The following is a 26,011-nucleotide window of genomic DNA, read 5'->3' as shown; positions in this document are numbered from 1 at the left end:
TTTTGTTCTATTTCAATGTCTTATAACTTATATAAATTATTTTTTTACTATTTCCCTTAGATTGTGCGGACGGGAGCAACTTCCTGTAGGAATTTCATCCCTAATTTTTGAGCCATATGTCTCAAAAATTCCGGCCTAGATAATAACTTTGTTATTATCTAGGCTATCACTACTGCGGGAAATAGTTGTTAAAGACTCACTTTGTTTATTATTACTTTACACGTATATAGTTACCAACTAATACTATTTTAAAGTTTAATAACTAGATTCTATATTTCAGTCAGTTTCTTATCCTTCAATTCAAGTGTAATATCTGACGCTTGTGCCACTTCTTTACTGTGGGTGACGACAATCACACATTTACCTGTTTTCTCGGCAAGTGACTTGAGCAGTTCGATAATATCTCCGGCAGTTTTAGGGTCCAGATTTCCTGTTGGCTCATCAGCTAGAATAACTGGAGCTTCTGATACCAAACTGCGAGCGATGGCTACACGTTGCTGTTGCCCACCTGATAACTGGAGAACGTTCCGCTTGATCTGACTTTCATCCAAACCAAGCTCAAGAAGTGTATCCTTAGTCGCCTTTTTGTTGACCAAGCGGATATTTTCCAGCGGAGAAAGGTAATCAATCAAATTATAATTTTGAAAGACCAGGGAAATATGGTGCATGCGATGGTAAGAATATCCCTTGTCACGAATGTCCTCTCCTTGGAAAAGGATAGAACCTTCAACAGGACTATCTAAACCAGCCAGTAGGGACAAGAGAGTGGATTTTCCTGCTCCTGACTCACCAATAATACTATAAAATTTTCCGGGTTCAAAATTATACTTGATCTGATATAGAACTGCTTCAGCAGTGTTCTTATAACGGTAGGTAACATCTTGCAATTGTAATAAAGTCATGATTTCTCCTTCTTAACTAATAGATGATAAAATTTCTTTTGGCGATTTTCTAAACAAGAATACGAAACAAAGGGCTACAGACAAGCAACTAATCAGGAGCAGAAAAACATAGGATTCTGCAAAGGATAGGAGACTAGTTGATAGACCGCTTGCTTTGGCCAGCGTGTCTTGTAAGGTTGCCTGATCTCCGCTTGCTAGTACGGTTTGTAGCAGATAGGATGTGATGGCGTTTCCTGCAACAAATGCTGGAAGCAAAGCTCCGAGAGATACCAAAACTACCTCTAAACAGAATTGTAGGAAGATTGAGATCTTGCTTTTTCCAAGTGCGAGTAAAATCCCCACTTCGTAGACCCTTTCTCTTAACCAGAGGGACAAGACCAAAATTAAGGCTCCAGCTCCAGCTATCAACATCCCATAAAGGAAGATGGTGAGGAAAGTTTGGAAGGTTGCAACTGAGTCTTTGATTTGTTCAAAGGCCTTGTTTTCCTTCTCGACTTGGTAGCCTTGACTTTCCAAGGCCAAGTTTTCCACCTGCTTCATGAGTCCATCCATTTCCTTAGGATTTTCTACATAGAAGCGAGCTGCACTGACTTGCGGTTCACTATTTCCCAAAAGAGTTTGGCTACTTTCATAGTCTGTAAAGACCTGGTTTTCACTGAAGTCGGAAGACAAGCCTGTGAACTTTTCTTGTTTTTTACCAGAAAAGATTCCGACAATCTCAAACTCTACTATTTGCCCTTTTCCAGATTCAGACTGGCCAGCGTCCAAGCGAATCTTGTCATGAAGCGAAAGACCGTTCTTCTTAGCCAACTCTTCGTGAATGAGGATTTTCTTGGAATCTCCTTTTTGAAGGTGTCGCCCTTCTTTTAGATTGAAAGCCGAACTGGTAAAGGTAACATCCTTGGATGAATCCTCAAGAGCCGTTAAGCTAACCAAGTTCTTGTCCGCAGCTGACAAATCATCACGTTCAACGCTCTGCTCACCACTCACTGCTTCCTTGTCTTTCAGTTTTGCGACCGTTTCGAGTTCAGGAGAGACATTTTCCAGTCCCTTAATCTTGCTCACGGATGCTAGGTCAGACAATTTGAAGGTCTGTCCATTTTCTATCTTTTTGATAGAAAAAGAAGTATTGAGTGATTTGTAAAGATTGCTTTCTACTGTTTTGTTGGACTTCATCAGAGTCAAACAGGCTGAAATTCCTGCCAAAAGGACCAATAAAATCAGAAATAAAATAAAACTTCTCAGTCGTTTTCTGCTGACATAAGCCCAAGCTCTTTGGATTGGATTCATTTGTCACCTCCATGTTTGTAAGACTATTATAAAATCCAAATATGAAATATTTATGAAATCGAAAAAATTTTTTGATTTATTTTTTGAAAAAATAAAAAAGCTAGCGAGCGCTAACTTTCTTCATATAGAACACGTTTTACCAATCAAAAATCGACTCCATGCCATAAATGATAGTTCTTGATGCCCAATACCTTCCGATATCCAAAATGCGTCCTCTAGCCTTCTTTTTAAAAACAAAAAGAGCTAGCCAAAGCTAACTCTTATCCTATGCGGAGAGAGGGACTTGAACCCTCACGACCTAAAGCGGTCACAGGATCCTTAGTCCTGCGCGTCTGCCAATTCCGCCATCCCCGCGTCGATTACTTTACTAGTATATCAACTTTCAAAATCTTTGTCAACACTTTTTTCAGATTTTTTTCATTTTTCCAAGGGAATCATTCTTTAATTTCATCAAGATTTTCATCCAGTAATTTGGCTCCCAAAGTGTTCTTAAAATGTCCAAGAGCAAACTGATGATTTTCTGGCCAGATGGAGGCAACCGCAGGCTTGACAACCTCGATTTGATAACCTAAATTATAAGCATCAATAGCCGTATGGAGAACACAAATATCTGTCAAAACACCAGTTAAGATGACTGTATCAACTCGACGTTCTCGCAAGCGGATATCTAAATCCGTTCCTGAAAATGCTGAATAGTGACGCTTATCCATCCAAAAAACACGACTATCAGAAGCATGGACTTGGTAAAAATCTGCTAGTTTTCCATACAAGTTGCGACCACTAGTTCCAATGATGTTGTGAGGTGGGAAAAGTTTACTCTCAGGATGAAAATCATCCCCTTCCTCATGAGCATCAATGGTGAAGAAAACATAGTCTCCACGATCAAAAGCCAGTCTGGTCACCTGAGCAATCGCCTCTGATATGGCTTGAGCAGGAGCACCTGCTGTCAATTTTCCATGATCTGCTACAAAATCCTCTGTATAGTCAATCGAGATTAAAGCCTTTGTCATTAGTAGTCCCTCTTTTTCACTTCCTCAAAGATATCTGAAATCAATACTTTGAGATAGGTTCCCTTCATTCCTAGTGAACGGCTTTCAATAATTCCTGCCGACTCTAGCTTACGGAGAGCATTGACGATCACTGAGCGCGTGATACCGATACGATCTGCAATGACCGATGCAGTTAATTGTCCTTCATTTCCATTTAGCTCAGATAAAATAGCTGAAACAGCACGAAGTTCTGAGTAGGAAAGGGTATTAACTGCCATGGTGACAGCCGTACGACGACGGATATTTTTCTCATCTTCTTCACGTTGGAAGTTCAAGAGTTGAATCCCCACAACCGTGCTCGCAATCTCAACAAGAATCAAATCCTCATCTTCAAATTTCTTATCATTGCGCCAAATGATCAAGGAACCTAGGCGAATCCCTGATACATGAATGGGAGCAATGGTTGTCAAACCATCTGGAAAATCCGCACGGCTCTCTACAGGAAAAATGGTCAAATCATGTTCAACAGGAAGATTGGCTTCTGTATCATAGATCATGTTTGCCCCTTGTACATAGTCATCTGGGAACGTCTTGGTTTGGAAAAACTGCTCTACACGGTCTGTATTAGTTTTATAGCGCATAAAGTAGCCCAAAAGACGGCCCTTGCTATTGACAATACAGGCATTGCAATCAATAATGTCTGCTAGTTGACGTGTAATGGCATTGTATGGAAGTTCATCCTGCATTTGCTCTTCTGAGCGTTTTAAAATTGATGTAATTTTTCTTGTTTTTTCTAATAAATGTGCCATTTTTTACCTCGCATATAATCGCTTCCATTATAACATAGAAAAGTCTTTATTTCAATAATTATCTGAAAATTGCTTATTGAATTGCAATTTTTAAAAGCAAAAATATTTTATAAAAATAGCAATTTTTTATTGACATTCTGTTTCGATTTTTATATAATAATATTATAAGAAGATGGATTAAAGTTCCCCTTCCCATCTCACCTTTCCTTTACTTTTATACATCTTCTTTTACTATCGGTCTCCTTATATAAAAAAGCGATTCATTTTGAACCGCTTTTTCTTATTTATCGCCCTTGTTACGAATAACAAAGCCTGTTTTCTTTTCACTTGAAGTGTTGCGAGGTTTTTTATTGTCTTTATTACGGTAACGTTTGTCTTTATCAAAACGGTCGTTTCCACGACTACCTTTCTTGAACTCATCACGACGACCATTGCCACGGCGATCACGGTCTCGACGGTCGTCTCCACGACGGCCTCCTCGACCTCCCTTACCTTTACCACCAAAGCCATTACCTGACGGTTTAAATGGCAGTGGTTTTTCACGCGCAATCTCCACTTCAGGAAGGCTGTCTGGATCTTGGACTGTCAGACTCAAGATATACATAGCCAATTCTTCTGGACTAAATTCTGCTGCTAACTTACGAGCATCTTTAGCAAATTTCTCAAAGTTCCCACGAATAGTTTCATCCGCAAAATCTCGTTCGATTTTCTTGAGCGCTACTTGTTTCTTAGCTTGGAAGGCTTCTTCTGCTGTCGCTGGTTTCAAGCCTTTCATGCGTTTCTTAGTCAAGTTTTCGATGATTTGAAGGTAGCCCATTTCATTTGGTGCTACGAAAGTAATAGACTGACCTGACTTACCAGCACGACCTGTACGACCGATACGGTGAACATAACTTTCAGGATCTTGTGGAATATCGTAGTTGTAGACATGGGTCACACCTGAGATATCCAAACCACGCGCTGCCACGTCTGTTGCAACTAGAACATCAAGATTGCCATTTTTAAAATCACGAAGGACACGAAGACGTTTGTTTTGGTCTAAGTCGCCATGAATTCCTTCAACACGGAAGCCACGGATTTTAAGACCACGAGTCAATTCATCTACACGGCGTTTAGTACGACCAAATACAATAGCAAGTTCTGGTTGTTCCACATCCATAAGACGCGTCATGGTATCAAATTTCTCTTGTTCCTTGACACGGATATAGTATTGGTCAACCAGCTCTGTTGTCAATTCCTTGGCAGCAATCTTCACATGCTCAGGGTCTTTCATAAATTGAACACCAATACGTTTGATAGCATCTGGCATGGTTGCTGAAAAGAGCAAAGTTTGACGATTCTCAGGGACACGGGAAATGATGGCTTCGATGTCTTCAAGGAAGCCCATGTTGAGCATTTCATCCGCTTCGTCAAGGATAAGAGTTTCAATATCTTGTAATTTCAAGGCCTTGCGTTTAATCAAATCCAAGAGACGGCCTGGTGTTCCTACCACGATGTGAGCACCAGATTTAAGAGCTTTGATTTGTTTTTCAATGCTGGAACCACCGTAAACTGAGCGAACTTTCACTCCTTTGCTACGGCCAAAGCGGAAGAGTTCTTCTTGACTTTGGACAGCGAGTTCACGAGTTGGAGCGATGACCAAGGCTTGGATGGTCGCTTCTTCTGTCCGGATTTTTTCAAGAGTTGGCAAGCCAAAGGCTGCGGTTTTCCCTGTACCAGTCTGGGCTTGACCGATAACGTCTTTTCCTTCGAGAGCCAAGGGAATCGTCTGTTCTTGGATGGGACTGGCTTCTACAAATCCAGCTTTTTCAATCTCTGCTAGCAAATCAGCAGACAAGTTAAATTCATTAAATTTCACGTTTTTCTTCTTTCTAAAGATGGTGCGAAGCCATCCTATAGCGCGTAGTATATACTTTTCTTTTCATGACGTATCTTCTACAAAAATGAGATACCGTGTTGCTTCTTTTCCACGAAAGAAAAGTACTAGTTCTTTGCAACCTATCTAGTATAACACAAGAGAGAAGCAAAAGATAGTAGAATCCTTTAGGAAAATCATGTAAACGATTTTCTAACAGTAAAGTGGCCTGAAACTTGTTTATCAAAGAATTTGAAGGGAGCATTTCAAGCTCACTTCATTTCCCGTAGCAGATTTGTGCAAAAAGTGTTTTCTTATGCTAGAATGAAAATCGAATAGGAGGACTATAAATGTTAACATATGATTTAATCGTTATTGGATTTGGTAAAGCTGGGAAAACACTAGCTGGTAAATTAGCTTCAGCTGGCAAAAAAGTTGCCCTGGTTGAACGTAGCAAAGCTATGTACGGTGGAACCTGTATCAACATTGGTTGTATCCCAACTAAGACTTTGCTAGTTGCTGCTGAGAAAAACTTGTCTTTTGAAGAGGTTATTGCTACCAAAAATATCATCACTAGTCGCCTCAACGGCAAAAACTATGCTACTGTTGCTGGTACAGGTGTAGATATCTTTGATGCGGAAGCTCACTTCCTTTCAAATAAAGTCATCGAAATCCAAGCTGGTGATGAAAAGAAAGAACTGACTGCTGAAACAATCGTCATCAACACTGGGGCTGTTTCTAACGTCTTACCTATCCCTGGACTTGCTACAAGTAAGAATGTTTTTGACTCAACAGGTATTCAAAACATGGACAAATTGCCTGAAAAACTTGGAGTCCTTGGTGGCGGAAATATCGGTCTTGAATTTGCTGGCCTTTACAACAAACTTGGAAGCAAAGTTACAGTCCTAGATGCCTTGGATACTTTCCTACCTCGAGCAGAACCTTCCATTGCAGCTCTTGCTAAACAATACATGGAAGAAGACGGCATTGAATTGCTTCAAAACATCCGTACTACTGAAATTAAAAATGACGGTGACCAAGTCCTTGTCGTAACTGAAAAGGAAACCTACCGTTTCGATGCCCTTCTCTACGCAACTGGACGTAAACCAAATGTAGAACCACTTCAACTTGAAAATACAGATATTGAACTAACTGAGCGTGGTGCTATCAAGGTTGACAAACATTGTCAAACAAACGTTCCTGGTGTCTTTGCAGTTGGAGACGTCAACGGTGGACCTCAATTTACTTACATTTCACTTGATGACTTCCGTGTTGTCTATAGTTACCTTGCTGGAGATGGCAGCTACACACTCGAAGACCGGCTCAATGTACCAAACACCATGTTCATCACACCAGCTCTTTCTCAAGTTGGCTTGACGGAAAGCCAAGCAGCTAATTTGAAACTTCCATACGCCGTTAAGGAAATCCCTGTTGCTGCCATGCCTCGTGGTCACGTAAATGGAGACCTTCGCGGAGCCTTCAAAGCTGTTGTCAATACTGAAACAAAAGAAATTCTTGGAGCAAGCATCTTCTCAGAAGGTTCTCAAGAAATCATCAACATCATCACTGTTGCTATGGACAACAAGATTCCTTACACTTACTTCACAAAACAAATCTTCACTCACCCAACCTTGGCTGAGAACTTGAATGACTTGTTTGCGATTTAAGTTGAGACTGATTTGTTAGCTAACAGCCCTATTTGGGCTGTTTTTGTTTCTGCGAAATCTCAAATCTATCTTTTCCCTCTTTTATGATATAATGTCCAAACTTTACTTAGCAGTCCTAATTATATATTGAGTCTCAGATCACTCTTTCAAATATCAGCAATACATATGACTTTGAATAACTCGCTTCAGCTCATCGTTTTATGGGTAATTTAAAAAGTATATTTTGCAATGATTGTTTCATGCCTAATTAGTAAATTATCCACTCTTTGCGCGAGTCGTATGTGTATTTTCATCGTTTGTGGAAAGGTTTTACCGTTTGCAAATTGATGGCTAAGTCGATATATTTTTTCTTATCAAATATTTTCCAAATCATTTAATCTTTTTAAAGATAAGAATCACTTTCTAATCAATCAAAGGATACTTCAAATTTCTTCATTCTTGATAATATGAGCAATACTCTGCAAAATGTTTAAACTTTATCATTGTAAAAAATATCGAAAGAAATCCCATATTACATTAGTATATATTTGGTATGGGATGAAATTGACTTTCGAAAACATTAACTATATAATGTCTGTAAACAAGAAATAATGAGGTAACGATTATGAATAAAACAGAATTACTGTTACAAAGACTAGATGATATTGGTCAGTCTCTAAAAGATTCTAGACAAGCACTAGCTTTGCTGGCACTTGGTTCTTGCGGAGTAGAAAGAGACCGATTGGATCAATACTCAGATTTGGATTTTTTTGTTATTGTAAAAGATGGCTACAAGCAGGCCTATATACAGGATCTAACTTGGTTAAGTAATCTAGAACCAATTGCATTTCACTACCAAAATACAGTGGACGGACATAAAGTTCTATTTGAAGATGATGTTTTTTGTGAATTTGCTGTCTTTGAAGCTCATGAACTAGTAAACATTCCCTTCGCTGAAGGCAAGATTATCTGGAAGGAGGTCGGTTTTGATGGAACAATCTGCCAGCCACAAAGATTGCCATCAAAAGAAAATAGAGACCGTGAATGGCTGTTGGGAGAAATTTTATGCAATCTATATATAGGACTAGGTCGCTATCAACGAGGCGAAAAATTGGCTGCTTATGATTTCATCCAAAACAGATCCGTCAAGCTTTGGACCGAACTAATCAATTTGGAAAAAACTTCTAAATCTGATTTTATAGATATTTTTAACAGCAACAGAAGATTTGAAAAAGGTTATCCAAATGAGGCCAAACAATTGCCTCACTTCTTGCAAGGTTACGAACGAATTTCTGAATCTGCTCAGGCACTCCTAGAATATCTTGATAAACACTATCCTCTTAACGCATTTATAAAAGAAAAAATTCGTAATTTATTATAAAAGAGACTTTCCAAAAAATGATCTAAATCCCAAAAGTTAGGTATCTTTGTCAGTTATAATGGATTAATGAAATTTTAAAACCTGTAGAGGATAATCGATGTCCTCTCCTTTCTTATGTTCAGAGTAAGAAAGATTTATTTCTTAAAGTTGCCAAAGTTATCAAATCCAAAGATATTGTATTTGATTGGTTTGGTTTAATCAGAACCTAAAAAGCACTTCTAAGGTTACTTCTTTAGTTGATCTTAGAGGTTACTTTAGTTATTGGACTGCTGGGCGCAGTATGATATAATAGAAACATGAAATTAAAAACTACTTTGGGCCTTCTAGCTGGACGCTCTTCTCACTTCATCTTGAGCCGTCTTGGCCGTGGAAGTACGCTTCCAGGAAAACTTGCCCTTCAATTTGATAAAGATATTTTACAAAATCTAGCTAAGAACTACGAGATTGTCGTGGTCACTGGAACCAATGGAAAAACCCTGACAACTGCCCTCACTGTCGGCATCTTAAAAGAGGTTTATGGTCAGGTTCTGACCAATCCAAGCGGTGCCAATATGATTACAGGGATTACGACAACCTTCTTGACTGCCAAATCTTCTAAAACTGGAAAAAACATTGCCGTCCTAGAAATCGACGAGGCCAGTCTTTCTCGTATCTGTGACTATATCCATCCTAGCCTTTTTGTCATCACTAATATTTTCCGTGACCAGATGGACCGCTATGGTGAGATTTACACGACTTATAAGATGATTTTGGATGCCATCCGTAAGGTGCCTACGGCTACAGTTCTCCTCAATGGTGACAGTCCGCTTTTCTACAAGCCATCTATTCCAAATCCAGTTCAGTATTTTGGTTTTGACTTGGAAAAAGGGCCGGCCCAACTGGCTCACTACAATACCGAAGGTATCCTCTGCCCTGACTGTCAAGGCATCCTCAAATATGAGCACAATACCTATGCCAACTTGGGGGCCTATATCTGTGAAAATTGTGGCTGCAAACGTCCTGACTTGGACTACCGTCTGACAGACTTGGTTGAATTGACCAACAATCGCTCTCGTTTTGTCATTGACGGCCAAGAATACGGAATCCAAATCGGTGGACTCTACAACATCTACAATGCTCTAGCTGCAGTTGCTATCGCCCGTTTCCTCGGTGCAGATTCGCAACGGATCAAGCAAGGATTTGACAAGAGTCGCGCTGTCTTTGGACGTCAGGAGACCTTCCATATCGGTGATAAGGAATGCACCCTTGTCTTGATTAAAAATCCAGTCGGTGCAACTCAGGCTATCGAGATGATCAAACTAGCGCCTTATCCATTTAGCCTATCTGTCCTCCTTAATGCTAACTATGCCGATGGAATTGATACTAGCTGGATCTGGGATGCGGACTTTGAACAAATCACTGAGATGGACATTCCTGAAATCAATGCTGGTGGTGTTCGTCATTCTGAAATCGCACGCCGTCTTCGAGTGACTGGCTACCCAGCTGATAAAATCACTGAGACAAGCAATCTGGAGCAAGTTCTCAAGACCATTGAGAACCAAGACTGCAAGCATGCCTATATCCTGGCTACCTATACTGCTATGCTTGAATTCCGCGAACTGCTGGCTAGTCGTCAGATTGTTAGAAAGGAGATGAACTAATGGTTTATACTTCACTTTCCTCAAAAGCTGGCAACTACCCTTATCAGCTCAACATTGCCCACCTCTACGGAAACCTCATGAATACCTACGGGGACAATGGAAACATCCTCATGCTCAAGTATGTGGCTGAAAAACTGGGAGCTCATGTAACAGTTGATATTGTTTCTCTCCATGATGACTTTGACGAAAACCACTATGATATCGCCTTTTTCGGCGGCGGTCAAGACTTTGAACAAAGCATCATCGCAGGCGATCTTCCTGCTAAAAAAGAGAGCATTGACAACTACATCCAAAACGACGGAGTGGTTCTCGCTATCTGCGGTGGTTTTCAACTATTGGGTCAATATTATGTTGAAGCTTCAGGTAAACGCATCGAAGGGCTCGGTGTCATGGGCCACTACACCCTCAACCAGACCAATAACCGCTTTATCGGTGACATCAAGATCCATAATGACGAATTCAATGAAACCTACTATGGATTTGAAAATCACCAAGGCCGTACCTTCCTCTCAGATGACCAAAAACCGCTGGGACAGGTGGTCTATGGAAATGGAAACAACGAGGAAAAGGTCGGCGAAGGGGTTCATTATAAGAATGTCTTTGGTTCCTACTTCCACGGACCTATCCTCTCACGTAATGCAAATCTGGCTTATCGCCTAGTCACTACTGCCCTCCGGAAAAAATACGGTCAGGATATCCAACTCCCTGCCTATGAGGACATCCTCAGCCAAGAAATCGCTGAAGAATACAGCGACGTGAAAAGCAAGGCAGACTTTTCTTAAAGAAATGAAAGCTATACCAAAGAACTCCGCCATCTTGTCGGAGTTCTTTTTGTCTTTTCTTTTACCCTTCTCCCTTGCATTTTCTCTCTTTTTTTGCCAAAATAGAGGGGTAGAAAGAAGGTAGCATATGTCTAAATTACAACAAATCGTAACATATCTTGAATCAGAAAAACTAGACGTCGCTGTCGTATCTGACCCCGTCACTATTAATTACCTCACTGGCTTTTACAGTGATCCCCATGAACGCCAAATGTTCCTCTTTGTCCTAGCGGATCAGGAACCCCTCCTCTTCGTCCCAGCCCTTGAAGTAGAACGTGCAACCAACACTGTTTCCTTCCCAGTTGTAGGTTATGTGGATTCTGAAAATCCATGGCAAAAAATCAAAAACGCTTTGCCTCAGCTTGACTTCAAACGTGTCGCTGTTGAGTTTGACAATCTCATCTTGATAAAATACCATGGTTTGAAAACAGTCTTTGAAACTGCTGAGTTTGAAAACCTCACTCCTCGCATCCAACGCATGCGCCTCATCAAATCAGCTGACGAAGTGCAAAAAATGATGGTTGCAGGGCTCTATGCTGATAAAGCTGTAAAAGTTGGTTTTGACAATATTTCTCTTGATAAGACTGAGACAGACATCATTGCCCAAATCGACTTTGCCATGAAAGGTGAAGGCTATGAAATGAGCTTTGATACCATGGTCTTGACTGGCGATAACGCTGCAAATCCACACGGAATTCCTGGTGCAAACAAGGTCGAAAAAGACGCCCTTCTCCTCTTTGACCTGGGTGTTATGGTCAATGGCTATGCATCAGATATGACTCGTACAGTCGCTGTCGGCAAACCAGACCAATTCAAGAAAGATATTTACAACTTGACCCTTGAAGCCCAACAAGCTGCTCTTGACTTTATCAAGCCAGGTGTGACTGCCCATGAAGTGGACCGCGCTGCCCGTGAAGTCATTGAAAAAGCTGGTTATGGTGAGTACTTCAACCACCGTCTCGGTCACGGTATCGGTATGGATGTCCACGAATTCCCATCCATCATGGAAGGAAACGACATGGTCATTGAAGAAGGCATGTGCTTCTCTGTTGAACCAGGTATCTATATCCCTGGTAAAGTCGGCGTTCGTATTGAAGACTGTGGTGTTGTTACCAAGGATGGCTTTGACCTCTTTACAAGCACCAGCAAAGATTTGCTTTATTTTGATTAATATTCTTTGAAAATCTTCCCACAATAAAACGCATAATATCAAGGTTTTTCAACACCTGATATTATGCGTTTTTCTGATTTTTAAAACTTTTCTCCAGCCGCTTTACTTAATTTTCTTAATACTCTGACTAAGCACAAACCCCACAACCATTCCCACGATATTTTGCAGGAAGTTTGGTAGGATTTCTGGTAGGGCTGCTGCCCAGCCATTCATCAAAGTTGAGCCCAGAGCATAGCCACTTACCATGACGATAGTAGCCAAGACAAGGCCTAGCCATTGCCACTTCCCTTTAAAACCTGCAAAAAATCCTTGCAAGCCATGGTTTACCAAGCTAAAGAACATCCATTGTGGAAAGCCTGATAAAAGGTCAAGCAGAAAAGCTGCTAGTCCTCCAACGACAGCTCCTTCTTTACTGCCAAAGTAAAAGGCAGTAAAGAAAATACCTGCGTCCAAGAGAGTCAATATTCCTGTTGCCGTTCCAATTTTCAAGTAATAACCTAGAACCACAGAAAGGGCGGTTAAGAGGGATATAAGGGCGATTTTAGTTGTTTTGGTTTGCTTCATATTGTCTTACTCCATATTGATCTGCTTGTGCAATAGCACGGTAAACGAAAGCTTTCGAGCTCTCTACTGCTGGTAAAAGTTCATCCCCTTTAACCAAGTGACTGGCGATGCTTGAGGCAAAGGTACATCCTGCACCAGCATTTTGGCCTTGAATGACTGGGTTTTCTAGAACAGTGAAAGTTTGTCCATCATAAAAGACATCCACTGCCTTGTCCTGACTGAGGCGATTGCCTCCCTTAATAATAACTGCTGGCGCTCCTAAATCATGCAATTTCTGCGATGCAGTTTTCATATCTTCCAAGGTTTTAATCTCTTGATCAGCTAATAATTCTGCCTCTGGAAGATTTGGCGTAATCACACTGACATGAGGAAAAAAGCGGATCAATTCTTGGCAGAGTTCACTGACTGCCACGTCGTGCGTTTCCTTGCAGACCAAGACAGGGTCTAACACCACAGGCACTCCTGAACGTTGCTTGATAAAATCCAAGGCTTTCTCAGCCACACTGACAGTAGGGAGAAGACCAATTTTGATTCCCGCAAAATCCACGTCACGCAAACTATCTAATTCATGTTGAAAAATGACGTCATCTGTTGGAAAGACTTCAAAACCCTTTTCGGTCAAGGCCGTCAAACAAGTCACTGCTACAAAGCCATGCAAGCCGTTTAAGGTATAGGTGGCAAGATCAGCTGACAATCCACCGCCACTAAAAATATCATTCCCAGAAAGGGCTAAAATACGATTATTCTTCATAACGAATCTCCTTTAAATACAAGCCATTCGGTGCAGCCGTTGGACCTGCAAGCTGCCTGTCCTTCTTCTCCAAAATCAAGTCAATCTGCTCAACTGGCATTCGATTATTTCCGATTTTGAGCAGTGTCCCCACCATATTGCGAATCTGCTTATACAAGAAGCCATTTCCTGAAAAGGTAAAGGTTAAAAACTGCCCTGTCTCATCAACACTAAGACTGGCTTCTGTAATGGTACGAACCTTGTCCTCTACACTGGTACCAGAGGCTGTAAAACCGGTGAAATCATGGGTTCCCTCTAGCTTTTTGATTGCCATCTGCATCCGTTCCACATCGAGTGGATAAGGAAAGTGAGTGGCATAGTGACGGCGCATAGGATTTTTGGGACGCCCCCTATCCACGATAAACTCATAGGTCTTGCTATGCTTGGCATAACGGCAATGAAAATCATCCGCCACAAGCTCAATCGAAATCACATTAATATCTTCAGGGGACTGGGTATCCAAAGCAAAACGGAGTTTTTCCTCATTCATTTGATAAGGCAGGTCAAAATGGATAACCTGTCCCAGGGCATGAACCCCACTATCAGTCCTACCAGCACCGTGAACAGTGATGGCTTGTCCTTTATTCAGCCTCGTTAACGTTTTTTCGATTTCCTCCTGAACGCTCCGCGCATGGGGCTGACACTGAAATCCAGCAAAAGCGTAACCGTCATAGGAAATGATTGCTTTATATCTTGTCATGTGTCTATTTTATCAGGAAATAATAGTACAAACAAGTTTAAAGAAAGAGAATTGTCTGGGGACAAAAATGAAAAAGAAAAACTTAGGAAATCAATCCTAAGCTTTCTTTCGAAGAGAAACCATGACAAATACGGAAGTCACTATTAACCAGCATCCTAGAATGGTGAAGACCAGCATCCCGTTTTGAGTGACCATACCGACAGCTCCCAGGACGAATGGGGTCGTAAAGGCCCCAAAGCTACATCCTAACACTGCAAAAGATGTTGCCTGATTAAGGAGGTTAGCTGGAATTCTTTCAGAAAGAAGCTGAAAGACAGTGGTCAAGGCCACACTATAAGAAAAACCTGCCACAATACTTCCTACTACCATCATACCCAATGACGGAGACAAGGCAATCACAATCTGCCCCAATCCAAAGGTAATGCCTGACCAAAGGAGCAATCTTTCTTTAAAGAGAGAAATCAAGAAAGAAAAACTCACACCAGCCACAATCCCAATCAGCTGCATGACACTAAGAACAAAACTAGATAATTGAGCATCCCCGAGGCCTCTTTCCACCATCAAACTAGGGATACGAATGGTGATAGCTGTATTGGTGCAGACAACAACTGCTGCTTCGACAGCCAATAGAAAAATTAAGCCCTTCATCTGTCCCGTCAAACGAGTCGTTTCGGCCTCTTTTTTCTTTGTTTCTTTCTTTTCTTTCCCATAAGGGACAAAGAGCAGATAAAGGATCAATACTAAAAATCCCGCACTGTAGGCCAAGAAGGTCACTGTCCATCCCAGGGATAAGAGTTGACCTACCACTAGAGTCAAAATCGATGCCCCGACAACTTCTGCCGATCCGCGGAGCCCCAGCATCTGGATTCGTGTCTTTCCATGATAGCGTTCACTGATAATAGAAATGGCCTTGGCATTGATCATCCCCACACCCAAACCAAATAAAATTCGCATCGCAAAGACAAAGTTATAATCCTGATACCAGAAGGGGGCTGTTCCACCAATAGAGAGGATGAGAAGCCCTAAACTAATCTGAAGACGCTCAGGAAACAAACGTTCCAAAAATCCATTTAAAATCAGCATGATCATGATTCCAAAAGAAGGAAGGCTGACCAAGAGCTCGATTTGTTCTTTGGGATAGCCCTGATAATAGTCAAACATGGCTGGTAGAGCACTCGAGATGGAAAAGGAAGTAATCAAAACGAGGGAGAGGGCCAAAATACTAGCCCGTTCTAAATATTGTTTCATGAATTTTCTTTCTGTATATTTCTCACTGTTGATCCTTTTAAAAGGAAGATGGCAAGAAAAGAAGGAGCCCGATTGAACTAGAGACTCCGTCCTAACTTTCCTAATAGGAAGACTATTTTCGCTTGATTTGCTTGATCAGATAGAAGATAAATCCTGCAACCATATACGCCGCAAAAATGATCAAACACCATTTGATGACCACGTCCCAACCCTTGTTCACATTTAAAAAGAAATATGGGAAGGGATTGTCCTTGGAATTCGGAATATTGAGTTTTAAGACCAAGCCATTGAACAAGGCAAAAATCATATAAACCAAGGGCAATATGGTCCACAAGACTGGATCCCAGATCTTGTATTGACCCTGTTTATCGAAGAAGAGGGTATCGGCTAAAAACCAGAGTGGAACGATATAGTGGCAAAGGAAATTTTCCACACGGTAAAAGTCTGTCGCGATCGGAGCAAGCATAAAATGGTAAATCACACAGGTAATCATGATACTCATGGTAACACCACCCTTGAGACGAAGCAAGGTCAGACGTTGCCAATTTTCACCTGAACGGCTCATCACACGGAGCAGATAGCCCGTGAAAATCGTTACCAAAAGATTGGACAACACTGTGTAGTAAAGGAGCATACCAAAGCCACCGTGCTTGGTAATTTCTAAATAAACCCCTGTAAATGCCGCTAAAAACAAGAGCACACGACTATAAAAGATAAATTTATAATTCAGTTTCATGGCTAGATTTTCTTAACAAATTCTGACTTGAGTTTCATAGCTCCAAAACCATCAATCTTGCAGTCGATGTTGTGGTCACCTTCTACGATACGAATATTTTTGACACGAGTTCCTTGTTTCAAATCCTTAGGTGCTCCTTTTACTTTCAAATCCTTGATGAGGGTTACAGTATCACCATCAGCCAATTTATTTCCATTAGCATCGATAGCAACAACACCTTCTTCTACTTCTGCAACTTCAGCAGGATTCCATTCATAGGCACACTCTGGGCAGACCAAGAGACTTCCATCTTCGTAGACATATTCTGAATTACATTTTGGGCAATTTGGTAAGTTGTTCATAAGTCCTCCTTAAACTAACAATTATTCTTTAAAATTCATATGTTATTGAACAGCAACTATTATACCGTAAAATCCTACTTTTGACAATGTGTCCTAAGTCCAGCAAACAAAAAAATCATGCAACTGTTTATAGTTACATGACTTTTAAAAGATGATTGGTCATGGGCACTTATCAGGCACCTCATGATAAAAGGGGTAGCAACTATATTTTACAAACCAGGAGCTTGTCCAAGTTCTGCTGCAAGCATCCAAACGGTTTTCTCAAGTTCAGCCTTAGCACCAACAAAGATATCGTTTGTAACATCATCGCCTTCTTCATCAGTCACATCCAAAGCTTTTTGGAAAAGAGCGATGAGGTAGCGATAAATCGCTAGAACACGTTCCAAGCTTTCTTCAACGTTACGGAATTCTCCTTCTTCTTCTTCAATTTCACTGTGTTGAAGGAACTCTGTCAAAGTTGAGTAAGGTTTGCCACCAAGAGTAATCAAACGTTCGCTGATTTCGTCAAGATAGCCATCAAGACTGTCCATATATTCATCCATTTTTGGATGCCATACCAGGAAGCCACGGCCACGCATATACCAATGAACTTGGTGAAGGGCAATGTGAGCCACATACAAGTCCGCTACTGCTTGGTTCAATACTTCCTTTGTTTTTGCCAATGCTACTGGCGCTGTTTTAGATAATGTTGTTACGTCTTTTAATGCATCTTTTTTCAATTCAACCATTTTTCTCACCTCGTAATATTATTTTTGTAACCAATTTATTGATTACTACCTAAGTATACTACTCCTGGTATACAAAAGCAAGGAAATTAACTCATATTAAAAAAGTTGTAATTGACTGATAATTTAAGAAAAATTTAGCTTTATTTTATTAGCTGACTTGATCAGATTTGCTCGAAAATTGGCTTTGATAAAGATTATAATAAAAGCCTTTTGCTTGGAGCAAGCTTTCATGGTTTCCCTGCTCAATAATCTGTCCATCCTTAAGAACGAGAATTTTGTCCGCTTCTTGAATGGTCGAAAGACGATGGGCGATGACAAAGCTGGTTCTTCCCTTCATCAAGCGTTTCATAGCTTTTTGAATCAAGAGTTCCAAACGGGTATCAACTGAGGAAGTCGCTTCATCCAGAATGAGAATTTTAGGATTGGCTAGGAGAGCACGCGCGATGGTCAAGAGTTGTTTTTGCCCAAGGGAAATATTACTGGACTCTTGATTCATCTCCATGTTGTAACCACCAGGAAGAGTTCGAATAAAGTGGTCTACATTTGCTGCTTTGGCAGCTTCTATTATTTCTTCATCACTGGCGTCAAGATTTCCAAAACGTAGATTTTCTTTGATAGTCCCTTCATAGAGCCAAGCATCCTGCAAGACCATCCCAAACTGACGGCGGTAGTCTTGTCGTGACAACTGGCGAATATCCTGGCCGTCAACCAAGATTGCACCTGCTGTAACATCATAAAAACGCATGAGTAGATTGATCAAGGTCGTCTTACCAGCTCCAGTAGGACCAACAATCGCCACCATCTCTCCCGGTTGAACTTCTAGATTAAAGTCTCGAATCAATGGTTTGTTTTCAACATACTGGAAGTCAACATGTTGGAAGGTCACCTGACCTGTTAAGGGTTCAAGGATTTCGAGTTCTTCTCCCTTGACTTCCTCTGTCTCATCTAAGATATCGAAGATGCGGTCTAACGAAGACTTGGCACTTTGCATTTGACCCGCAAGTTGTGTGATGTTTTGGATAGGCTGGCTAACCTGCCAGACATACTGAACAAAAGCCTGCATATTCCCTACTGTCAAACGACCTGCAATAACCTGCAAACCACCAAGAACTGCAACGATCAGATAGGTCAAGTCTGATACGACATGAAGGGCTGGCATCATGAGTCCAGAGATAAAGCTAGCTTTAAAGCCAACACGTTGGAGGTCGTCCGTAATCTCAGAAAACTCTTTATGAGAAGTTTCCTCACGACCATAGAGTTTCAAAACATTAAAACCTGTAAGATTTTCCTGCACATAGCCATTCATCCGTCCTAAAATAGCCGCCTGTTCTTTAAAATAAGGCTGAGAACGTTTCAAGATACTTCTGGCACCGAAATAAGTCACTGGGATGGATAGAATCACTACAAGGGCCAGTTGGAAGTTCAAGTATAAAACCATTCCCATCACGAGGACAATCGTCAAAACGGCATTGACAATTTGGAGAAAAGACTGTTGAAGAGCGTTGGATACTGTCTCAACGTCACTGGTAAAGCGTCCCAATAAATCACCAAATTGGTGTTTGTCAAAGAAAGATACAGGGATACGATTGATTTTTTCAGTCATTTCATTTCGCAGATCTTGGGTCATGGACTGGACCGCATTAGTCATGAAATAGTTGGAATAATAAGACCCAAGTTCATACAAGAGACCTCTAAAGAGGTAAATGATTAAAACCGTTCCGATGTAGCCAGTATTGATACTAGCACCTGAAAGGCCCTTAGCCATATCTAAGAGGTTTTTTGTCAACTCCGTAATGGCCAGCCCCAAGACAAAAGGCTCCAAGACACTCATGACCACACTCAAAACTTTTAGAAAGACTGCAAAAAAGACAGAAAAACGGTAGGCTTTCAAATAGCTCCACAAACGAGCCAAACTAGATTGTGTTTTCATATTTCCTCCTATTCTTCTGTTAGCGATGCATTTTTCAACTGCGACTCAGCAATCTCACGATAGATATCATTGGTTTCCATCAATTCCTCATGTCGACCGCGACCCACGATTTCCCCTTTATCAAGAACGATAATCTGGTCCGCATCCATGATGGTTCCGACACGTTGAGCGACAATTAAAACTGTAGCATTCTGTGTTACTTCCTTGAGACGACGGCGTAAAATAGCATCCGTGCGATAATCCAAGGCTGAGAAGGAATCGTCAAAAATATAGATATCCGGATTCTTTATAACCGCTCGGGCAATTGAGAGGCGTTGTTTCTGTCCTCCAGAAAGGTTGCTTCCGCCTTCAGCTAGATGGGTCGCAAAGCCTTCTTCTCGGCTTTCGATAAAATCTTTGGCTTGCGCCACGTCCGCTGCCTGATGTAAATCTTTGTGACTAGCATCTTCCTTCCCATAGCGAATATTCTCAGCGATAGTTCCTGTAAAGAGCAAGGCCTTCTGCGGGATAAATCCAATCTTTTGACGGAGAGACTTGAGGCGATAATCTCTCACATCGATACCATCAACTTTGATTTTCCCAAGCGTGACATCGTAAAAACGAGGAATCAATTGCACAAGAGAGGATTTACCAGATCCGGTCGATCCGATAAAGGCAATGGTTTCACCTGGTTTAGCGCTGAAAGAAATGTTGTGCAAAACAGGATTTTCCGTCTCACCGGGATAGGCAAAGGTGACATTTTCAAATTCCAAATAGCCGTGGGTTGCTGTCTCTCTAACGCCTCCTTCATTTGGATCAATAGAAATCGGCATATCCATGACTTCTTTCAAACGTTCACTCGAAACGGCTGTACGAGGGTACATGGTGAAGAGATTGGATAGGAAAAGGAAGGACAAGAGAGCGTGGAAACTATATTCGATAAAGGCTACTAGATCCCCAATTTGCAAACTACCCTGTTTGACAGGATCCAGAGCGAACCAGACAATAGCCACAATCATGGCAATGATAATCTGAACAAACAAGGGTTCTGTCAGACCGGTTAGTTTAAACAGACGATTGGAATTAGCTGCATAGACCGCATTTTGTCCTGCAAAGCGTTCCTCTTGAAACTCCTCACGAGCAAAGGCACGAATGACACGGAGTCCCATTAGATTTTCACGAGCATATTGATTTATCTTATCTAAGGTAGCCTGCTGTTTCTCTGATAATGGTCGAGTCTTGACCGCTACATAAATGACCACCACGGCTAAGAAAGGTACTGCAAAAGCCACTATCCAAGCTAATGACGGGCTGGTCAAAAAGATCATTAAAATACTAGACAGCATCATCATGGGAGTGATGACACCCAGTTTTAAGGTCTGTTCTGCAAACTGCATAAGAACAAAGGCATCACTGGTAATACGAGTAACCAGTGAAGATACTCCTATCTTTTCATATTCATGATGAGAATACTCTTGTAATTTGGCATAGAGATCATCTCTCATATCCTTGACCATATTGGTCGTTAGCTTACTAGCAGCGTAGGCTAAGACTATACGCCCCAAGGTTCCACATAGGATAATCATCAGCATGATTGCGGCCCAAATATACAATTGCTGTTCATTCCCTTTATTCACACCTTCATCAATCATCCGAGCCAGAACAGTTGGCAGTCCAAGATTGACGATAACAAAGAAAATAGCTCCAAAGAAATCCAAGAATAACCACTTGGGATATTTTTTCAAATAAGACCAAATATAGAGCATAACTCCCCCTTTCATAACCTTTTGATACAGAAAAGAGCGCGCATCCGCACGCCTTTCCTTCCCTAAGGAACTTCCCTAGTCGGAAAAATTCCTCTTTCACAAGAATACTCCAAGTAAAAACAAGACAGGCAGTCAAAGTCACCTGGTACTTTTGACTGTCTGTCTGGAAAAAACTAGATTATTTTACAAAATCAAGCAATGCCAAGAAGCTTTCAGCTTCAAGTGACGCACCACCAACAAGGGCACCGTCAACGTCTGGGCAAGCCATGTATGAAGCAACGTTTTCAGGTTTAACTGAACCACCATATTGAACACGAACTTTGTCCGCAACTTCTTGACCAAAGTCGGCAGCTACAACGTCACGAACAACTTTACACATTTTTTGTGCGTCGTCTTGTGAAGCTGATTTACCAGTACCGATTGCCCAGATTGGCTCATAAGCGATAACTGATGCAGCAACTTGTTCAGCTGTCAATCCAGCCAATGCAACAGATACTTGAGCACCTACGAATTCAGCAGCTTTACCAGCTTCGTAAGTTTCAAGTGACTCACCACAACAGATGATTGGAAGCATACCGTTTGCAAAGATTGCTTTTGCTTTTTTGTTGATATCTTCGTCAGTTTCATGGAAGTAGTCACGGCGTTCTGAGTGACCGATAACAACGTAGTCAGTACCGATTGCTTTCAAAACTTGTGGGCTTGTTTCACCAGTGAAAGCACCTGCATTTTCAAAGTAGCAGTTTTGAGCAGCAACTTTAAGGTTTGAACCTTTAGCAGCAGCAAGAACAGTTGTCAAATCAAGAGCTGGAGCTGCGATACCTGCTTCAACAAGGTCTGATGAAGGAAGTTTTGAGGCAACGGCTTCAACGAATGCTTTTGCTTCTTCTGGATTTTTGTTCATTTTCCAGTTACCAGCGATAAATGGTTTACGTGACATTTCACATACCTCTTTTTTCATTTTATTTTCTATTATTTTATCATATTTATAAGGAGCTTGCAAATCTTACTCTAATTTACAAGATTTTTCAATCGGCTACTCTTGCCACAAATTCATGGCATCAAGGAAATCAGCCGAAGCCTGAACTTGTTTAGGATTATTTGCTTCTCTCTCTGCTCGTTTGACCTCTACCTGAGCCACAGACTGGATGCCTTCATGGCGCCAATTCCGAAGGATGGCCTGAATATATTTCCAGTTTGGTTTACCATTGAGAACGGCCTCTCGGAGAGCTTCCTTGATCAAATCCGCCTTAATTCCGTCTTCTTTGACAGTCTTAGAAAGATCTTCGATTTCAAATGGCGTTAACAAGCGTCCCAATTCCTGCTGAAATGTCTCAACCAGATCCTTGAGTTGATTTTGCGGGTTTGGGGCAGTTGCAGCTGGAGTCTGGCTGTTCAACAAGCTATCCAAGCGTTCAAAAGCCAAACTAGCATCAAAAATGAGTTCAATCTCCCCATTTAGTTCAATGGTTCGATATTGTAGTAGCCCATTTTCAGTCAAGTTTGAAATGGATTGGTTGACATCTGCAAGTTCTTTTCCAATAGTTTCTGCAATTTGGCTTGGCGATAGCTCATCCAAAGCAGATGTATTTTGCAGATAAAAAAATTGCCAGACGAGAAAATCATCACTGGAAGGAAAGAGTTCCTTAAAATGCAAGAGCAGGGCACTTGGCAAAACCAAGTTCCCTGATTTAAAAGCGTCAAAATATGTCATAATTCCTCTTATAAATATCCAAATGAAGCTGCGTCATCCTCTACCTTTTTCCAGTCAAAAGGAGTTTCCTGATAGACAGCATAGTTAACCCAATTACTGAAAAAGAGGGCAGCTGATGAAGACCAACAAAGACACGGTTTCTCATTCACATCATCATTTTTGAAGTAATTCTCTGGAATGTGAGGATTAAGTCCTGCCTCACAATCACGAAAATACTCTTTTGCTAGAGTATCACGGTCATATTCTAAATGACCAAAACTATAAATCTCACGAAGATCCCGACTGGCTAAAATAGAAACGCCGACTTGTTCTCCCTCAGAGAGGATTTCCAGATTGGTTTTTCCTAATATCTCTTCCTTATAGATTTCTGTATAACGAGAATGGGGAGCTACATAGCTATCATCAAAACCACGAAAGAGAAGATGGCCCTCTTTCAAGGTATCCTGCGGGTAAATGCCTGACAATTTCTGCTCCATCTGGTGTTTATCAACTCCATAGCGAGCATAAAGACCTGCTTGGGCACCCCAGCAGATATGAAGGGTCGAATAGACATGGGTCTTGGACCACTCAAGCACCTGACTGAATTCCTCCCAATAGTCCACTTCCTCAAATGGTAAATGCTCAATCGGAGCCCCTGTGATAATCATCCCATCAAAATACTCGTCCTTGACTTCAGGAAAAGTTTTATAAAAAGTCTCCATATGCTCTGCACGAGTCGTCTTGGAACGGTGGCTCTCCATATAGAGAAAGTCTATGTCCAATTGCAAAGGAGTATTTGCTAAATGCCGTAACAACTGGGTCTCTGTGACCACTTTTTTGGGCATTAGGTTTAAAATCAAAATTTTCAAGGGACGGATATCTTGGTGGGCCGCACGTTGATCATCCATGACAAAGATATTCTCTGTCCGTAAAATCTCAACAGCTAGCAATTTTTTATCAATTCTAATCGGCATAACCTTCTCCTAACTGTACTCTTTTAGAAATAATTGAATGTGTTTGAAGTCAAATCTCAAACACTTAGTCCTTTTATTATACTGCAAGAAGATATAGTTTTCAATTATAGTTTTTCTCTAACTAGCTATAGTTTGTTTATATAGCAGATGAAGAGAAAACAGCCCCAAGGACTGTTTTTCATTAATAATGCATAAGTACCTTGTAATCGTAATCTCCGATTGTTTCACGGCCTTTAAGCTCATCCAACTCAATCAAGAAAGCACAACCGGCTACAACTCCACCAAGTCTTTCAATCATCTCAATCGTTGCCTTGACAGTTCCACCTGTTGCCAAAAGATCATCTACGATGAGAACACGCTGGCATGGCTTAATCGCATCAGCATGCATGGTCAAGGTATCAATACCGTACTCTTTCTCATAGTCAGCAGAAATGACTTCACGTGGCAATTTCCCTGGTTTACGAACAGGAGCAAATCCAATCCCCAACTCAAAGGCAACTGGACAGCCAACGATAAAACCACGGGCTTCTGGTCCCACGATCATGTCGATTTTCTTGTCCGTTGCATACTGAACGATTTCACGAACAGCATAACTATAGGCATTACCATCTGCCATCAATGGGCTGATATCACGGAAGGTGATGCCTTCCTTGGGATAATTTTCAATCGTTGCGATATAATCTTTTAAATTCATCTTTTTCTTTCTTTCAAAGTTTTTTACTCTCTATTATACCATATTTTCCGTGAAAGAAGAAATAGAAGATTTTTATTTGCTAATCCATGATTTCGTCCTGTTGATTTAAGATTCAAGCTTTAATCCAACCATTGAATATAGGCTGTTTTATCTTCACTATTATAACCAGCTCCTTTATAAAAATTCTGAGTACTTTCATTTTTAGAACCTGTCAGGAGCATCATCTTATAACAATTTTCTTCTTTAGCTATTTGTTTAGCATATTCAAGACAGGCGCTTGCATAGCCCTTCCCTCTATCTTCTTCTCTAGTCACCACATTTTCAATCAAAGCATAGGGTCTCACACCTCTTGTCAAATTGGGAATAATGACACAAATACAGGAGGAGGCTATTCTTCCTTCCACCTCCTTCACGATAACATGATGGCGCTGGTCAGAAATCATCTCACTCCATACTTGTTGCAAATGAAGGTTATCTTCTGGGAGCTCTTTCTCATGTAAGGACAGGTAGAGATTTAATAACTCAAATAAATCCTCCTGTACAGCTTCTCTCAACACTTTTATTTCCTCCAATCCTTTGTTGATAGATTTGAATAAAAAAACTCTGACCGAAGCCAGAGATTCTAGTTAATTAAAGTGAGTTCACGTCAACCTTGATACCAACACCTTGAGTAGTTGTGATTGTCAAGTTTGTTACGTAAGTTCCTTTAGCTGTAGCTGGTTTTGCTTTTTGGATTGTTTCGTTGAAAGCTTTAAAGTTTTCAACCAATTTTTCAGCTTCAAATGATACTTTACCGATGATTGCTTGAACGTTACCTGCACGGTCAGCACGGTAAGTAATTTTACCACCTTTAGACTCTTCAACTGCTTTAGCAACATCCATTGTTACAGTACCAGTTTTAGGGTTTGGCATCAAGTTACGTGGTCCAAGGACACGTCCAAGACGTCCAACAAGAGCCATCATGTCAGGTGTAGCGATAACTACGTCGAAGTCCAACCAACCGTCGTTGATTTTCGCAACAAGGTCATCTTCACCAACGAAGTCTGCACCAGCAGCTTTTGCTTCTTCAGCTTTTGCACCACGTGCAAAAACAAGAACGCGTGAAGTTTTACCAGTACCGTTTGGCAATACCATTGCGCCACGGATTTGTTGGTCAGCTTTTTTAACGTCGATGTTCAAGTTGTAAGCAACTTCTACAGTTGCGTCAAATTTTGCAAAGTTAGTTTCTTTTGCAAGTGCTACAGCTTCTTCTACACTGTATGCTTTTGTGCTGTCGATTTTCTCAAGAGCAGTACGAAGTTGTTTGCTTTTTTTAGCCATTTTCTATTCTCCTTGTAAGTGGTTCAATCGATTTTCATCTCCCACGT

25 protein-coding genes and 1 tRNA gene are annotated in these 26,011 nt (G+C 41.0%); 5 read left to right on the top strand and 21 right to left on the bottom strand.

Features of this window, described 5'->3' with window-relative positions; all coding sequences use genetic code 11:
- Nucleotides 1–269: 269 nt before the first annotated feature.
- From vex2 to I6G42_RS04770, 6 genes are all read right to left on the bottom strand, one after another.
- Entirely contained in the window at nucleotides 270–902 is a 633-nt protein-coding gene (gene vex2 / locus I6G42_RS04795) for an ABC transporter ATP-binding subunit Vex2 (protein WP_038804916.1), read from the bottom strand.
- A gap of 12 nt (nucleotides 903–914) precedes the next feature.
- On the bottom strand, nucleotides 915–2,192 hold the full coding sequence (locus I6G42_RS04790; RefSeq protein ID WP_038804915.1) for an ABC transporter permease: 1,278 nt from the start codon (nucleotides 2,190–2,192) through the stop codon (nucleotides 915–917).
- Between the two features lie 268 nt (nucleotides 2,193–2,460).
- Nucleotides 2,461–2,546, bottom strand: a tRNA-Leu gene (locus I6G42_RS04785).
- An 80-nt stretch (nucleotides 2,547–2,626) separates the two neighbouring features.
- Nucleotides 2,627–3,202: a cysteine hydrolase family protein gene (locus I6G42_RS04780; protein WP_038804914.1), complete on the bottom strand. Its 576-nt coding sequence runs from the start codon at nucleotides 3,200–3,202 to the stop codon at nucleotides 2,627–2,629.
- Nucleotides 3,202–3,990, bottom strand: coding sequence for a GTP-sensing pleiotropic transcriptional regulator CodY (gene codY, locus I6G42_RS04775; protein ID WP_004246012.1), 789 nt, complete (start codon nucleotides 3,988–3,990; stop codon nucleotides 3,202–3,204). Before codY ends, I6G42_RS04780 begins: the two co-directional genes overlap by 1 nt.
- A gap of 280 nt (nucleotides 3,991–4,270) precedes the next feature.
- A complete protein-coding gene (locus I6G42_RS04770) occupies nucleotides 4,271–5,848 on the bottom strand; it encodes a DEAD/DEAH box helicase (RefSeq protein WP_038804912.1) in 1,578 nt (525 codons plus the stop codon).
- Nucleotides 5,849–6,195: 347 nt separating this feature from the next.
- Between I6G42_RS04770 and I6G42_RS04765 the strand changes: the two genes are divergently transcribed.
- From I6G42_RS04765 to I6G42_RS04745, 5 genes are all read left to right on the top strand, one after another.
- A complete protein-coding gene (locus tag I6G42_RS04765; RefSeq protein ID WP_038804910.1) occupies nucleotides 6,196–7,512 on the top strand; it encodes an FAD-containing oxidoreductase in 1,317 nt (438 codons plus the stop codon).
- A 604-nt stretch (nucleotides 7,513–8,116) separates the two neighbouring features.
- On the top strand, nucleotides 8,117–8,872 hold the full coding sequence (locus tag I6G42_RS04760; RefSeq protein ID WP_038804909.1) for a hypothetical protein: 756 nt from the start codon (nucleotides 8,117–8,119) through the stop codon (nucleotides 8,870–8,872).
- Nucleotides 8,873–9,168: 296 nt separating this feature from the next.
- The gene (gene murT, locus I6G42_RS04755; protein WP_038804908.1) at nucleotides 9,169–10,512 is read left to right on the top strand and encodes a lipid II isoglutaminyl synthase subunit MurT; all 1,344 of its coding nucleotides are present in this window, start codon (nucleotides 9,169–9,171) and stop codon (nucleotides 10,510–10,512) included.
- Complete coding sequence (gatD, locus tag I6G42_RS04750; protein WP_038804907.1) at nucleotides 10,512–11,294, top strand: lipid II isoglutaminyl synthase subunit GatD; 783 nt, start codon at nucleotides 10,512–10,514, stop codon at nucleotides 11,292–11,294. Before murT ends, gatD begins: the two co-directional genes overlap by 1 nt.
- Nucleotides 11,295–11,421: 127 nt before the next feature.
- On the top strand, nucleotides 11,422–12,504 hold the full coding sequence (locus tag I6G42_RS04745) for a M24 family metallopeptidase (protein WP_038804905.1): 1,083 nt from the start codon (nucleotides 11,422–11,424) through the stop codon (nucleotides 12,502–12,504).
- Between the two features lie 102 nt (nucleotides 12,505–12,606).
- On the opposite strand, the gene I6G42_RS04740 is transcribed toward I6G42_RS04745, so the two are convergent.
- From I6G42_RS04740 to rplA, 15 genes are all read right to left on the bottom strand, one after another.
- Entirely contained in the window at nucleotides 12,607–13,068 is a 462-nt protein-coding gene (locus I6G42_RS04740; RefSeq protein ID WP_038804903.1) for an ECF transporter S component, read from the bottom strand.
- Nucleotides 13,046–13,819 carry a bifunctional hydroxymethylpyrimidine kinase/phosphomethylpyrimidine kinase gene (locus I6G42_RS04735; RefSeq protein ID WP_038804901.1) on the bottom strand — a complete coding sequence of 258 codons (774 nt, stop codon included), beginning with the start codon at nucleotides 13,817–13,819 and terminating at the stop codon, nucleotides 13,046–13,048. Before I6G42_RS04735 ends, I6G42_RS04740 begins: the two co-directional genes overlap by 23 nt.
- Nucleotides 13,809–14,558 (bottom strand): tRNA pseudouridine(38-40) synthase TruA, encoded by a 750-nt coding sequence (gene truA, locus I6G42_RS04730; protein WP_038804900.1) that lies wholly within the window; start codon nucleotides 14,556–14,558, stop codon nucleotides 13,809–13,811. The genes I6G42_RS04735 and truA overlap by 11 nt, the downstream gene beginning before the upstream one ends.
- A 96-nt stretch (nucleotides 14,559–14,654) precedes the next feature.
- A complete protein-coding gene (locus tag I6G42_RS04725; protein ID WP_038804899.1) occupies nucleotides 14,655–15,806 on the bottom strand; it encodes an MFS transporter in 1,152 nt (383 codons plus the stop codon).
- A 112-nt stretch (nucleotides 15,807–15,918) separates the two neighbouring features.
- Entirely contained in the window at nucleotides 15,919–16,542 is a 624-nt protein-coding gene (locus I6G42_RS04720) for a Pr6Pr family membrane protein (RefSeq protein WP_038804898.1), read from the bottom strand.
- A 2-nt stretch (nucleotides 16,543–16,544) separates the two neighbouring features.
- Nucleotides 16,545–16,883: a zinc ribbon domain-containing protein YjdM gene (locus I6G42_RS04715; RefSeq protein ID WP_001061600.1), complete on the bottom strand. Its 339-nt coding sequence runs from the start codon at nucleotides 16,881–16,883 to the stop codon at nucleotides 16,545–16,547.
- Between the two features lie 209 nt (nucleotides 16,884–17,092).
- Nucleotides 17,093–17,611: a Dps family protein gene (locus I6G42_RS04710; RefSeq protein WP_038804896.1), complete on the bottom strand. Its 519-nt coding sequence runs from the start codon at nucleotides 17,609–17,611 to the stop codon at nucleotides 17,093–17,095.
- A 148-nt stretch (nucleotides 17,612–17,759) separates the two neighbouring features.
- A complete protein-coding gene (locus I6G42_RS04705) occupies nucleotides 17,760–19,541 on the bottom strand; it encodes an ABC transporter ATP-binding protein (protein WP_038804894.1) in 1,782 nt (593 codons plus the stop codon).
- A gap of 8 nt (nucleotides 19,542–19,549) precedes the next feature.
- The gene (locus I6G42_RS04700) at nucleotides 19,550–21,286 is read right to left on the bottom strand and encodes an ABC transporter ATP-binding protein (RefSeq protein WP_038804893.1); all 1,737 of its coding nucleotides are present in this window, start codon (nucleotides 21,284–21,286) and stop codon (nucleotides 19,550–19,552) included.
- A gap of 178 nt (nucleotides 21,287–21,464) precedes the next feature.
- Entirely contained in the window at nucleotides 21,465–22,223 is a 759-nt protein-coding gene (gene tpiA, locus I6G42_RS04695; RefSeq protein WP_038804892.1) for a triose-phosphate isomerase, read from the bottom strand.
- A 96-nt stretch (nucleotides 22,224–22,319) separates the two neighbouring features.
- Nucleotides 22,320–22,997: a DnaD domain-containing protein gene (locus I6G42_RS04690; RefSeq protein ID WP_038804890.1), complete on the bottom strand. Its 678-nt coding sequence runs from the start codon at nucleotides 22,995–22,997 to the stop codon at nucleotides 22,320–22,322.
- 8 nt (nucleotides 22,998–23,005) lie between these two features.
- A complete protein-coding gene (gene metA / locus I6G42_RS04685; protein ID WP_038804889.1) occupies nucleotides 23,006–23,950 on the bottom strand; it encodes a homoserine O-acetyltransferase MetA in 945 nt (314 codons plus the stop codon).
- Nucleotides 23,951–24,131: 181 nt separating this feature from the next.
- The gene (locus I6G42_RS04680) at nucleotides 24,132–24,644 is read right to left on the bottom strand and encodes an adenine phosphoribosyltransferase (protein ID WP_038804888.1); all 513 of its coding nucleotides are present in this window, start codon (nucleotides 24,642–24,644) and stop codon (nucleotides 24,132–24,134) included.
- 119 nt (nucleotides 24,645–24,763) lie between these two features.
- Nucleotides 24,764–25,201, bottom strand: a complete 438-nt coding sequence (locus I6G42_RS04675; protein ID WP_038804887.1) for a GNAT family N-acetyltransferase — start codon at nucleotides 25,199–25,201, stop codon at nucleotides 24,764–24,766.
- A 73-nt stretch (nucleotides 25,202–25,274) separates the two neighbouring features.
- Complete coding sequence (gene rplA, locus I6G42_RS04670) at nucleotides 25,275–25,964, bottom strand: 50S ribosomal protein L1 (protein WP_038804886.1); 690 nt, start codon at nucleotides 25,962–25,964, stop codon at nucleotides 25,275–25,277.
- Nucleotides 25,965–26,011 lie beyond the last annotated feature (47 nt).

Origin of the sequence: Streptococcus oralis (genome assembly GCF_016028255.1) — a bacterium.
Lineage (GTDB): Bacteria > Bacillota > Bacilli > Lactobacillales > Streptococcaceae > Streptococcus > Streptococcus oralis_AC.
The sequence above is the reverse complement of the archived record's forward strand: the minus strand, read 5'-3'. Positions and strand labels throughout refer to the sequence as shown.

Bases quoted from the DNA above. Each gene is read 5' to 3' on its own strand.
- vex2 (WP_038804916.1), bottom strand. From the start codon at position 902: ATGACTTTATTACAATTGCAAGATGTTACCTACCGTTATAAGAACACT.
- I6G42_RS04790 (WP_038804915.1), bottom strand. From the start codon at position 2,192: ATGAATCCAATCCAAAGAGCTTGGGCTTATGTCAGCAGAAAACGACTG.
- I6G42_RS04780 (WP_038804914.1), bottom strand. From the start codon at position 3,202: ATGACAAAGGCTTTAATCTCGATTGACTATACAGAGGATTTTGTAGCA.
- codY (WP_004246012.1), bottom strand. From the start codon at position 3,990: ATGGCACATTTATTAGAAAAAACAAGAAAAATTACATCAATTTTAAAA.
- I6G42_RS04765 (WP_038804910.1), top strand. From the start codon at position 6,196: ATGTTAACATATGATTTAATCGTTATTGGATTTGGTAAAGCTGGGAAA.
- I6G42_RS04760 (WP_038804909.1), top strand. From the start codon at position 8,117: ATGAATAAAACAGAATTACTGTTACAAAGACTAGATGATATTGGTCAG.
- murT (WP_038804908.1), top strand. From the start codon at position 9,169: ATGAAATTAAAAACTACTTTGGGCCTTCTAGCTGGACGCTCTTCTCAC.
- gatD (WP_038804907.1), top strand. From the start codon at position 10,512: ATGGTTTATACTTCACTTTCCTCAAAAGCTGGCAACTACCCTTATCAG.
- I6G42_RS04745 (WP_038804905.1), top strand. From the start codon at position 11,422: ATGTCTAAATTACAACAAATCGTAACATATCTTGAATCAGAAAAACTA.
- I6G42_RS04740 (WP_038804903.1), bottom strand. From the start codon at position 13,068: ATGAAGCAAACCAAAACAACTAAAATCGCCCTTATATCCCTCTTAACC.
- I6G42_RS04735 (WP_038804901.1), bottom strand. From the start codon at position 13,819: ATGAAGAATAATCGTATTTTAGCCCTTTCTGGGAATGATATTTTTAGT.
- truA (WP_038804900.1), bottom strand. From the start codon at position 14,558: ATGACAAGATATAAAGCAATCATTTCCTATGACGGTTACGCTTTTGCT.
- I6G42_RS04725 (WP_038804899.1), bottom strand. From the start codon at position 15,806: ATGAAACAATATTTAGAACGGGCTAGTATTTTGGCCCTCTCCCTCGTT.
- I6G42_RS04720 (WP_038804898.1), bottom strand. From the start codon at position 16,542: ATGAAACTGAATTATAAATTTATCTTTTATAGTCGTGTGCTCTTGTTT.
- I6G42_RS04715 (WP_001061600.1), bottom strand. From the start codon at position 16,883: ATGAACAACTTACCAAATTGCCCAAAATGTAATTCAGAATATGTCTAC.
- I6G42_RS04710 (WP_038804896.1), bottom strand. From the start codon at position 17,611: ATGGTTGAATTGAAAAAAGATGCATTAAAAGACGTAACAACATTATCT.
- I6G42_RS04705 (WP_038804894.1), bottom strand. From the start codon at position 19,541: ATGAAAACACAATCTAGTTTGGCTCGTTTGTGGAGCTATTTGAAAGCC.
- I6G42_RS04700 (WP_038804893.1), bottom strand. From the start codon at position 21,286: ATGCTCTATATTTGGTCTTATTTGAAAAAATATCCCAAGTGGTTATTC.
- tpiA (WP_038804892.1), bottom strand. From the start codon at position 22,223: ATGTCACGTAAACCATTTATCGCTGGTAACTGGAAAATGAACAAAAAT.
- I6G42_RS04690 (WP_038804890.1), bottom strand. From the start codon at position 22,997: ATGACATATTTTGACGCTTTTAAATCAGGGAACTTGGTTTTGCCAAGT.
- metA (WP_038804889.1), bottom strand. From the start codon at position 23,950: ATGCCGATTAGAATTGATAAAAAATTGCTAGCTGTTGAGATTTTACGG.
- I6G42_RS04680 (WP_038804888.1), bottom strand. From the start codon at position 24,644: ATGAATTTAAAAGATTATATCGCAACGATTGAAAATTATCCCAAGGAA.
- rplA (WP_038804886.1), bottom strand. From the start codon at position 25,964: ATGGCTAAAAAAAGCAAACAACTTCGTACTGCTCTTGAGAAAATCGAC.